This is a genomic window from Halalkalibacter hemicellulosilyticusJCM 9152 (assembly GCF_000513115.1).
Classification (GTDB): domain Bacteria; phylum Bacillota; class Bacilli; order Bacillales; family Bacillaceae_D; genus Halalkalibacter; species Halalkalibacter hemicellulosilyticus.
Genome location: NZ_BAUU01000060.1, coordinates 1 through 10,606, shown reverse-complemented (window position 1 = coordinate 10,606; position 10,606 = coordinate 1). Strand labels below are relative to the sequence as shown.

Here is a 10,606-nt window from a genome sequence, read left to right as displayed (position 1 = left end):
ATAATAAACAGAAGTTACTGGGGATTAGACTCTCTAATCAGTAGAGTTCAATAAGTTGTATGTGTTACGAGAACCTGATGAGGGTTAATCAATTTCAGAACATTCCTGCTGTTGAATTCGACGTATTATTTTAAGTGAAATAATGGTATAATAATTTCAGCGAAAGGAGTTAATATGATGCCAAATATTAAACCTGTTTCAGATTTAAGAAATTATAATGAAGTTTTAAAGGACATCGCGGTAGGTGAGCCGGTTTTTTTAACGAAAAATGGACGAGGTAAATATGCGATTATTGATATTGAAGAATATGAGAAAAACCTAGCTACGATTAAACTGCTTTCAAAGCTTATGGAAGCTGAAAAAGCAATAAAAACTGGAGATGAATGGCTAACTGAAGAACAAGTTAAGAATGATCTTGGAGTTTAATCTTTATGTATAAGTTGAGAATAAACCCTGTTGCTAAACAAGACTTGTATGATATTAAGGAATATATGATTAAAGAATTTGATAATCCGACGGCTGCTGTAAATATAGTTTCAACTATCATTGAGAGTTACAAAAAACTAAAAGTTTATCCAATGTTAGGTCTAGAGTTATCATCAAAAATTCATATTGAAACAGATTACCGGTTTTTAGTCAGTGGTAACTACATTGTTTTTTATAAATTTGATGATGTTTATGTTTCGATCTATCGAATTTTAGATTCGAGAAGAGATTATGTAAAGTTATTATTTAACGAAGAAATGAATTCGAATAAGGAATAGTGAAACCTTTAAAATCGTTGAGAAATATGTGGATGAACGAACGTTATTCGTAAAACAAAGCAAGATACAGTAGAAGGCATTGGAAAAGGCTATATCACCTTTCCAATGCCTTCAATGTAAGAATGACACATATGTCTACATCCCTCGATACTCAAACCAATCAAAATCAGCGACATTTTCACTCGCTGCTCCTTGGCTGCTCGCATACATTCCTATATACGCTCCGGCAAATCCTCCCGCAACATCAGTACTAAGAATGCGGCCATCGACGTACTCCTTCAGTGTCTGCCATTGCTCGGCCTTTGTTGCATAATAAAAATGATAATCCTGCTCCACAGCCTCGACTTTGACATAGAGCTTTTCGCTTTCTGGTAGCTTCGCTTGTGCGACAACCTCCTCAGCTCCTGCCTCGCGTTTGATGAGCTGAATCCTTCTTTCTCCTTTGCCGGAAGAGAGCTCGACTCGGTATTGATAGTTGTGATTTTGCAAGAGGACGATCCCTGCTACCTCCTGTTCATGATGTGGCTCGAATTGTAACGCGCAGCTAGCGGCGAAGGATAGGTGCTCTTGTCGTCTTCCGATAAAGCTTGGGTTAACCTCTTCACTAATCATTTCAGGTTTTAGCTTTAAGCGTAAGTATCCAGGTCGCTCCGTTAATGACCAAAAGTCACCACGAGGCGTACGGATGAAGTTCCAGCGTTGATCTAAATCGGCTGCTTCAAAATGGTCACAAGCAGGTGCTGTTGGCCAGCGGTGTTCACGGAGTGAGGGGCGTTTTGTTTCGATTTCGATGATCCCTTTGCCTGGATTAACAAGTGGCCAATCCTCCTCCCAAGTGAACGGAACGAGGAACGTTTCCCTACCGAGGTTGCGAAAATAGCCACCATAAGGCCTAGACGCAAGTGAAACCATCCACCATTCTCCGTCCTGTGTCTCGACGATATCGGCATGACCGACATTGACGATAGGATAATCTCTCCCCAAATGACGATGTGTCAATATTGGATTAAGCTTGCAGTTTTCATAAGGACCGGTAAGGAACTTACTTCGGGCGATCGTGACGGAGTGAGTGTGGCCGGTGCCACCCTCTGCGATCATGACGTAATAATAGCCATTTCGTTTATAGAGGTGTGGTGCTTCTTGTGCATGGATTTGCTTAAGGGCGCCATCCCATAAGCTGTAGCGCTCCCCAACTAAGGTCCCCGTCTCTAAGTCAACCTCTTGGAGCCATATTTCCATATGCTTCGGATAGTGTTGACCAGAAGGGGCTTGCGGTTCGCAGTACAGTAGCATCTGCCATCGTCATCAAAGAAAAACGATGAATCAATTCCTGGTGCTCCTTCTAGCCAAATCGGATCGGACCAGTCGCCTCCAGCGTCCTCTGCTGTCACGTAGAAATTTCGCCGAGCCCCTGTTTGACTTTCGACGAACGTTGTAATCATATAGAACGTTCCTTCGTGATAACGAATCGTCGGGGCGTATATGCCTTTTGAATAAGGGGTACCATCAAGGTTTAATTGTGACGGACGATCGAGTACATGGCCGATTTGTCGCCAATTGACAAGGTCCTTACTATGAAAGATCGGTACACCAGGGAAGTATTCAAAGGTAGAGGTAACAAGGTAATAATCATCATTGACACGACAAATTGAGGGGTCTGGGTAGAAGCCTGGGATAATAGGGTTTTGGAATGTTTTCATCATTTTACCTCCATTTCATTCCTTTGTTTCCATTAGTTTAGTATAATAAAAGCGAAAAATGTTTGTGTTTCTTGCTCAATGATGGTTCATTTTTAGTGATATTTGCTCAATTTTAAGAGGGTGGCGAAAATGAAGGATGAACGAAAATATTATATTGATGGCTCTCATTTTTCGATTCAATATATGTATCAAACAGGCTATTCTAAAATGGCACGTCCCCATTCTCATTCTACCTATGAGTTGTTTTATATTTTTCATGGGAGCAAATATTTTTTTATAAACGATACGGTTTACTTAGGGCAAAAAGGTGATTTAATTTTCATCCAGCCGAACGATATTCATCGTACAAGCAGTTCAGATGAACTGGAATGTGAGCGGATGCTAATGAACGTTTCAAATGAATTTATAGGGCTGGAATTAAGTCGATTTCAAGCTTCGTTTGCTCAGTTCACACGTTCTTTGTTTCGGTTTCGAGTAGATGAGCAACCGCTGATTGAAGAGGTGATTGAGAAGATGTACCGAGAAAGTCGCGAGCGACGAATTGGTTATGAGGCATGTGTCCGCTCCGCTTTGACCGAGCTATTTGTTCAAATGAAACGTGTAGACGTCGAAGAAAGCAATCGGCACGCCCATTCCGATCACCCTTTACAACAAAAGGTGACCGAGGTTGCTAGTTATATAAGAAAGCATTATGAGCATACACTCACGTTAGATGAGGTTGCGAAAGCTGTTTATATTAGTCCGGCCTATTTAAGTCGTAGCTTTAAACGGTTAACCGGCTTTACGTTCAAGGACTACGTACAGGCTGTACGCATACGTGAGGCGAAGCGTTTATTGCGAGAAACGTCGATGCCAATAGGAAGAGTTGCAGAGCTTGTTGGCTTTTCGTATACGGCTAATTTTAATGTGACGTTTAAGAAAATAACGGGAGTCACACCGTTAGCCTATCGCAAGCAAAAGAGAGAATAGGTGAGGAGGGAAATACGTGTATAAGGTGTTCATAGTTGAGGATGATCAATCATTACGGTCTCTTATGAAGGAAGCGCTTGAACAGCATGGATATGAGCTTGATTGCAAAAGAACTACAATTGCTCTTCTTTTTCGCGCCAATTAGTGGATTGTTCGTTGCTTATAGCTATATTGTTATCTTTGCTAAAGACAGTGGGGGGATCATGGAAAATCCGCTACTTACGACGAATTTCATTATTGTTGCGCTATTTTATATTACCTTACAAGTGGTGTATTATCAGCTAACGAAGCGTAAATTTATGAAGGAATTAATGAGATAGTGTGAAGATGCCTCAAAAGGATAAATAGTACCTTCGAGGCATTTTTTTCTAGGTTAATTGAAGAGATGTCATATTGTTAGAGGGAATATTTGTATTCGTTCAGAATCAAAAGACCTGCATTTAAAAGAAAAATGTATCTAAAGTAAGATAAAACCTTTGATTTTTATACTAGTACTTGGTACAATTGAAACATAAATTGAATGATTGTTCACGATAATAGCAAACTTATTGAAAAGTAAGGACGCAAAGCCACGGGCCTAAAGTATGATTATGCTAAGGTAGCCGGGTTGCCGAAGGGACTGATATGAGAGTGGATATCTATGTTCTTGGGTATCCGCTTTTTTTATGTGAATAATACATGTCCTAATGATAAATGTTTGTTGTGTCTCATAAGATAGAACGGCATTAGGTAGTCCTACCGTGGTAAAAAAACAGAAAGCCAAAATAGGAAGGGGAACGAACATGTATAAGGTTGAACCAAATTTAAAGAAGTTATTGAATTTAACTGATTGGTCTATTGAACAGCTCATTACCCGTTATAACGACTTACTGGCAGACTTGAAGTTTGCTCGAAATGCGTTTGAATTTGAGAAAACATCTGATATTAAAACAGAGATGGTATTCATAAAAGAAGAAATTAATAATCGGAAAAAGGCTCAAATAGAGGAAGAAGCAAAAAAGCATCGAGAAGAGCTGGAGTTACTGATTTATAGTAAGAAGTGAATCATAACAATAAAGTAAATGTTCCTAAAAGCGAAATGACTTTTGGGAGCATTTTTTTGTGGATAGGCTGATTCAGTAGAGCGTGTTCAAAACGCACTTGAAAATATCGCATATGTAATTTAACCCAAAATCGACAACGATTGCTCAGCATGTGTCATTGGTCAACTCCTCATACTAAGGAAAACAAAACAAGAGGAGAGGATTTTGTGACCACGGTTGTAACAACATTAGCGGATAAACGAAGGGAAAAACAGTGGAAATTCGAGCGGAGTGTATTAAAAAGCTTATCATTAAAGGAGCTAAAAAAAGATGTACAGTGGCATTTTGAGTCCGTTTTTCCTGCTTATATGCTCTCACATCCATTTTTAGTCGATCCTTGTATGGATATGGCGATTGATGCTTACTTGTTAGGAGCGGACTATGCGAAATTTGGCTATTATGGTGAGAGTGAAATGGATGTTAAGAAGCGGTGTGATGAGGAGTTAACAGAAATTACCCATATGGTGTTCTATATGATGCAAGGTTGGCTGACTGATACAGAATATGTTTTGGATTCGCTAAAGGTAGCCACCGATGCTTTTGTTCATAATTGGTGGATCAAAGGCTTCCGAGAAGGTGAGAAACGCTATCGGATGAGATTGCATTAAATATTTAGAAGTTTCAAGAAGGAGGAAGTAGGCGGCTTCATGAGAGGCGTCGGCTTCGCTCGTTCATGTGCCACTTTCAGAAATGCTGGAATCTTTGTGACGACTTAGTGAGAAGCAATGTAAAGCAACTGCTGCGCGGTTTTTCTTAAAAATCACTTCATATTCTTTTACTTGTCCTAATATACATAAGTAGACGGGACGAGGGGGGAATACGGTGACGATAAGAAAATGGTTAAAGGGTGTCATGTTTGCCATCGGTGTTGTGTGCTTATTAAGTGTCATTCAATATCAATTTGTTAGTAACGATTCATGGGGAACGTGGAACCTCCCTTTGTCTGGGAAGGTTATTATTATAGATCCAGGACATGGAGGTATTGATGGTGGAGCGGTTTCAAAGGCCGGAGTGTTAGAGAAGGATGTGACCTTGGCCATTAGTGAGCAATTACGTGACTACTTACAAGAAGCAGGGGCACTTGTTTTGATGACGCGTGAAGAAGATCGAGATCTTGCTGATGCTGATACACAGAAGATCCGCCATCGCAAAATACAAGATTTAAAAAGACGTGTAGAAGTGATTAATGAATCAGATGCGGATTTATTCGTTAGTATTCATTTAAATGCCATCCCTTCCCCTAAGTGGAGCGGGGCACAAGTCTTTTATAATCGTGCAATACCAGAAAATGAGCCTATGGCTAAATTTGTCCAAGATGAGCTAAGGGTTAATTTAGAGAATACGACACGACAAGCTAAGCCGATCCATAACGTGTATGTGATTAAAGAAGCAACCATTCCAGGTGTATTAATTGAAGCGGGTTTTCTATCTAACCCCTTTGAATCAGAACAATTGAATACAGAGGAATACCAGCAGAAAGTTGCAGCGTCTATTTATCAAGGGTTGTTACGCACGTATACGAATGAAAAGCCCCCGTTGTAATTTTTGCGGATCGTAAAGAATGAAGCCCTTTTCATGCTTGTGCTATACTGTATATATTATTGAAAAAAGGGATGGTGTCATACTTGGCTTTTACGGAATTAGAGATAAAAGGTTGGCTTAAAGGAGTAATAGATCGTGATTTAAATAAAAGCATTGTCGACACGAATGGGATTCGTGAAATTAGAATAAACGGTGACCATGTTAGCTTAAAGGTAGCTTTAGCTAAAACAGGAACAGCTGAACAAATGGACATTCAGCAAGAAATTGTTCAATTGTTAAAAGGCGAAGGTGTAGATTCAGTCGGTCTTCGATTTGAGGAATTGACGGAAGAAGAAATTGATGCGCTTGGTGGACTTTCACAAGCCGGTGAAGGGAAGAGCTTATTAGATGAAGGCAACAATACGACATTTATTGCTGTGACAAGTGGTAAAGGTGGCGTTGGTAAATCAACGGTATCGGTGAATTTAGCTGTTTCGCTTGCTCGTCTCGGTAAAAAAGTAGGGATTATTGATGCTGATATTTATGGCTTTAGCGTTCCTGATATGATGGGGATTGAGGAGCGCCCACAGGTGATCAATGAGCGAATTCATCCTGTTGATCGATTTGGTGTTAAAGTGATATCAATGGGCTTCTTTGTGGAAGGGAACGCCCCTGTCATTTGGCGTGGGCCTATGCTTGGCAAAATGCTTAATCAATTTTTCTCCGAGGTCGAATGGGGAGAACTCGATTACTTAATTCTTGATTTACCTCCTGGTACAGGTGATGTGGCACTCGATATTCACACGATGCTCCCACATTCAAAAGAGATCATTGTCTCAACACCGCACGCAACAGCAGCGTTTGTTGCTGCGAGAGCAGGTGCAATGGCCATTAAAACCCACCATGAGATCCTCGGTATCGTAGAAAATATGGCCTATTTTGAAAGCAAGCTAACAGGGGAGAAGGAATATGTATTTGGGCAAGGTGGTGGCGATCGACTAGTCGAGGAGTTGAAAACCGACTTGCTCGGACGTATTCCGTTAGGCCAGCCCGATTTAAGAGAGGATGTCTTTGCTCCTTCTGTATATGAGGAGACTCATCCAATTGGAAAGATTTATATGGATATTTCGAAAAAAGTGATCGAAAAAACGTTATAAGGAAAAAGGATAGCTGTGAAGCACTGAAAAAGTTAAAAAACGTTTTCGGTGCTTTTTAGTATAGGGCTAAAGGTAATCCTCTTGCCGCTAAAGGTGTAAATCGGTGGCAGGTGAGAAGGAAAGGTAATCCTCATTCCGCTATTTGAGTAAAAAGAGTCCTTAATGAGTCAGGATAGTCGAAATAGAGGAATGAGGAACCGGTAAGATACGAAAGAGCAAAATAGAGAGAGAATAGCGGAATGAGGAACCGCATGCAACACATGATTTAGCCAGATTGTTCTTGTTGTCCACCTTCTTCCTCTTGTTTTTGCTCGTCCTGCTTTTCAACAAGCTTATCTAGCTGTTCCTCTGCTATTCCCATTAATATCTCGTTAATCCTTGCTACAAAATATGGACTTTCAAATGCATCTGAAATAATGGTCATCACTTGTTGTCTATATTCTTTTGATTTCATTAATTCAAGTAATGCTTGCTCCATCTCAGGATCTTGTAGCACATCAATCAGCATGGATTGATACTCGGGGTCCTTCATTAATACTTTAATCATCTCTTCATTTTCTGTTTGCATTGTTTCAGAATAGGTTTTGGCAAATTCAGGGTCTTTTACTGCTTCGGTCCAAAATGTTCTTCCTTCTTCAGACGTCAGTGTTTGTTGGATCGTATCTCGAACAAATGTATCTTCTAATACAAGCTCTTTTCGAACTTCTTCATCAGCTAGAAGCTCTTGGATGGCTTGCTTCCCTTCATCAGTCTTAAGCATATCAACCATCATTTTCTTCATACTTTCGTAATCAGGAGGTTGATTGGCGTTATCAGCTGCTGCACAGCTAGTAAGAAACGTGAAAAGGAGACATATTAATAAGATGAAGGTACGAAACGTCATAGCTGTCTAGCTCCTTTCTGTCATTTTGTCATTAATTTGAGATATTTTCACTGAAATTATTCATGAACGAGTGAGAACAACTAGCATTTTAGGAATGAGGTTTGATACAATCATGACAGCATAACTGAATTTGGAGGATTAGCTAAGTGAATAGTCGTAAAGTCGTCTTTCTTTTTTTTACTACATTGCTTATTGGAAGTGTTAGTGGTGCCATTGTTGGTTTTATTTTAGATTATGAAATGTATGCAGAAGGCTCTTTCTTGAATCTTGTCTTTGGGGTTGTTTGGCTTTTAGGGATAAGTGCTGCCTTCACATTGATTAGCCAGATGGGTTTTTTCGCTTACTTGACGGTCCATCGTTTCGGACTTGGTTTGTTTAAGTCACATAAGCTCTGGAATGCCGTTCAGCTTATTTTGATTGCGTTTGTAATTTTTGACCTTATTTACTTTAGGTATATTGCATTTGTCGAAGAGGGACAAACGATAGTTGGTTATATGGTGATGCCGATTTTATTATTAGCATATGGGTTAGTAGTCGCTTACTTAAAGGCGAGGGATACGCACGAAGGAGCATTTGTACCTGCGTTGTTCTTTATGGTAGTAGTCACAACGATTGAATGGGTGCCGGCGCTCACTGTAAACGATCCGAAGTGGCTCTGGTTATACTTGACACCGCTTCTTGTTGCTAATACGTATCAATTGTTAATTTTACACAGACTTACGAACCAGCCAGTCAAATAGCAGGAAAAGGGGTGCTTCTAGGGCTGAAAATAGCCATTGGAAGCACCCTTTGTAATGGCTGATTCCCTATAGAGACTGCAGAGTGTAGTCATATACTGTATGTGTTTCCTCATTCCTTTATTTCGGCTTTTATGGTTTCTGATGGCCGCAATTTGCTGACATAGTGAGATGAGGATCCCTTTTTTGTGTGGACTTCGAACTCTTTCTTCTCGCTTAGAAGCTATTTTGAAAGCCTTAGATTTGTGCGTGGAAAGTAAAAAAAGGTCATTCGAAAAGGAGAAAAACGGAAACCGCTGAAAAGTATAAATCCCCAACCAACCCCCTCAAACACGAAACGGTTTTAAAGGGCATCAAAATAGTTTTAAAGCTAAACTAATTCAACGCCCCTTTTTTGAACGAACTCCCTTACTATATTTCTTCTGTTTGAGTTTCTGTGCTAGCCATTAATTCTTCTATAGTTGTAAAAGAAAAGCCGGCATCTCGTAATTGATCAATAATGATTGGTAAAGCTTGATGGGTTTGTTTAACAGAATCAGAAGCATGAAATAAAATCACATCGCCAGGCTCCGTGTTTGGCACTACAGAATTGACAATAGCTTCTACTCCAGGGTTTTGATAGTCATTTGAATTGACACTCCAATGAATAGTGCTATAACCAGCTCGATCTGAAATGGATAATACCTCTTTATTGAAGCTCCCATTTGGAGGCCTTAGCAATGTAGGTCTCTCGCCCGTAAGTTCTTCTAGTACTTGTGTGCTTTTATTTAAATCACTTCTTACTTTGTCTTGCTCCCACGTCACATAGTCTTTGTAACGATAGCCGTGGCTTCCGATGCTGTGTCCGCGCTTGTGAATTTCTTCAACTAAATCAGGATATCGTTCAGCCCAAGATGCAGAAACGAAGAAGTTGGCTTGTTCAATCCCCTTTTCATCTAAAACGTCAAGAATAGGAAGTAACTGTTCCTCTCCCCAGCTAATGTTAAATGTAAGAGCGATTTGCTTCTTATCAATTTCGGCTTTGTAGAAAGCTTGAGGGCCATCCGTTGTTGAAAAAACACTGATTTGATTTCGTTCGACAAACACTAAGCTCGCAGTGAAAAAGGCAACGAGTATGATCAACATTAGTTGCTTTATTTTTTTTGCGCTAACGATCCAATAGAAATTCAATGGTTTAGCCTCCTCTTCGTTGTTCGTTACCATCAATCTATTTCCAAACTGGACAAGATATGAATAAAATTCATCAGAAACGAAAAGAATTTAAGGAGGTTATTTTTTTAATGGAAAAGAAATAACGAGAGAAGAGAATGCGTCTGCGTCGTTCGTTAGATGTTCTAAGAGAGAGTTGCTCGTTTTTCTTATAGAGTTATTTTGAAATGAAAAAGTGATGTTTTATTTCCAATAGTCGAGGTGGTCGCGTGTTAGGGTTCATGTTTAATGAGCAGGAAGTACAAGAAGTGGAGTATATGTTAAGAAGGGAAATGGAGGAAATATTATTAGATTTATCTGATCCTCGTATTGATGATGTGGTGAAGGTAGCGATGGAAGAGAAATATCAAGTTATATTTAATATGTATAAACGTTTTGTTCCTCCAAATGAAACGTTAAAGTATTTATTAAAAAGAAATCGAAGAAATATGCAATAATTTTTGAAAAATATATTGACTCGCTGATGCAATCATGTTAAATTATTAATCCACCCGGTAATCACATTGTTTATGAATTTTAATTTGACAGCTATGATTCACCGTGGTATATTATTTTAGTCGCTTGAGAGCGATGTGAAAAAAGTT

Annotated in this window: 12 protein-coding genes, 1 pseudogene and 1 riboswitch; of the genes and pseudogenes, 10 read left to right on the top strand and 3 right to left on the bottom strand. The window is 39.5% G+C overall.

The window, feature by feature from the left end:
* Positions 1–177: 177 nt before the first annotated feature.
* Positions 178–426 (top strand): type II toxin-antitoxin system prevent-host-death family antitoxin, encoded by a 249-nt coding sequence (locus JCM9152_RS20415; RefSeq protein WP_035347531.1) that lies wholly within the window; start codon positions 178–180, stop codon positions 424–426.
* 5 nt (positions 427–431) lie between these two features.
* A complete protein-coding gene (locus tag JCM9152_RS20410; RefSeq protein ID WP_035347529.1) occupies positions 432–764 on the top strand; it encodes a type II toxin-antitoxin system RelE/ParE family toxin in 333 nt (110 codons plus the stop codon).
* A 135-nt stretch (positions 765–899) separates the two neighbouring features.
* Here the strand turns inward: JCM9152_RS20410 and JCM9152_RS20405 are convergent.
* Positions 900–2,464: pseudogene (locus JCM9152_RS20405) on the bottom strand (glycoside hydrolase family 43 protein).
* Between the two features lie 129 nt (positions 2,465–2,593).
* Between JCM9152_RS20405 and JCM9152_RS20400 the strand changes: the two are divergent.
* The 6 genes from JCM9152_RS20400 to salA all read left to right on the top strand — a co-directional run bounded on the left by JCM9152_RS20400 (position 2,594) and on the right by salA (position 7,193).
* Entirely contained in the window at positions 2,594–3,433 is an 840-nt protein-coding gene (locus tag JCM9152_RS20400; RefSeq protein ID WP_035347527.1) for an AraC family transcriptional regulator, read from the top strand.
* 86 nt (positions 3,434–3,519) lie between these two features.
* Positions 3,520–3,753, top strand: a complete 234-nt coding sequence (locus JCM9152_RS20395) for a hypothetical protein (protein ID WP_035347525.1) — start codon at positions 3,520–3,522, stop codon at positions 3,751–3,753.
* 208 nt (positions 3,754–3,961) lie between these two features.
* A riboswitch (cyclic di-GMP riboswitch) is annotated at positions 3,962–4,048 on the top strand.
* A gap of 167 nt (positions 4,049–4,215) precedes the next feature.
* Positions 4,216–4,476: a hypothetical protein gene (locus tag JCM9152_RS20390; protein WP_035347523.1), complete on the top strand. Its 261-nt coding sequence runs from the start codon at positions 4,216–4,218 to the stop codon at positions 4,474–4,476.
* Positions 4,477–4,682: 206 nt separating this feature from the next.
* The gene (locus JCM9152_RS20385) at positions 4,683–5,123 is read left to right on the top strand and encodes a YbaK family protein (RefSeq protein ID WP_035347521.1); all 441 of its coding nucleotides are present in this window, start codon (positions 4,683–4,685) and stop codon (positions 5,121–5,123) included.
* A gap of 220 nt (positions 5,124–5,343) precedes the next feature.
* Positions 5,344–6,057 carry an N-acetylmuramoyl-L-alanine amidase CwlD gene (gene cwlD / locus JCM9152_RS20380; protein ID WP_035347533.1) on the top strand — a complete coding sequence of 238 codons (714 nt, stop codon included), beginning with the start codon at positions 5,344–5,346 and terminating at the stop codon, positions 6,055–6,057.
* 83 nt (positions 6,058–6,140) lie between these two features.
* A complete protein-coding gene (gene salA / locus JCM9152_RS20375) occupies positions 6,141–7,193 on the top strand; it encodes an iron-sulfur carrier protein/transcriptional regulator SalA (RefSeq protein ID WP_304503412.1) in 1,053 nt (350 codons plus the stop codon).
* Between the two features lie 265 nt (positions 7,194–7,458).
* Here the strand turns inward: salA and gerD are convergent, their stop codons facing one another.
* Complete coding sequence (gene gerD / locus JCM9152_RS20370; RefSeq protein WP_035347517.1) at positions 7,459–8,076, bottom strand: spore germination lipoprotein GerD; 618 nt, start codon at positions 8,074–8,076, stop codon at positions 7,459–7,461.
* A gap of 146 nt (positions 8,077–8,222) precedes the next feature.
* Here gerD and JCM9152_RS20365 point away from each other — a divergent pair, with 146 nt between their 5' ends.
* Positions 8,223–8,816 carry a KinB-signaling pathway activation protein gene (locus tag JCM9152_RS20365; RefSeq protein ID WP_035347515.1) on the top strand — a complete coding sequence of 198 codons (594 nt, stop codon included), beginning with the start codon at positions 8,223–8,225 and terminating at the stop codon, positions 8,814–8,816.
* A gap of 408 nt (positions 8,817–9,224) precedes the next feature.
* On the opposite strand, the gene pdaB is transcribed toward JCM9152_RS20365, so the two are convergent.
* Positions 9,225–9,983, bottom strand: a complete 759-nt coding sequence (gene pdaB / locus JCM9152_RS20355) for a polysaccharide deacetylase family sporulation protein PdaB (RefSeq protein ID WP_035347511.1) — start codon at positions 9,981–9,983, stop codon at positions 9,225–9,227.
* A 248-nt stretch (positions 9,984–10,231) separates the two neighbouring features.
* Here pdaB and JCM9152_RS20350 point away from each other — a divergent pair, with 248 nt between their 5' ends.
* Positions 10,232–10,459: a hypothetical protein gene (locus tag JCM9152_RS20350; RefSeq protein ID WP_035347509.1), complete on the top strand. Its 228-nt coding sequence runs from the start codon at positions 10,232–10,234 to the stop codon at positions 10,457–10,459.
* The last annotated feature ends 147 nt before the right edge of the window (positions 10,460–10,606 follow it).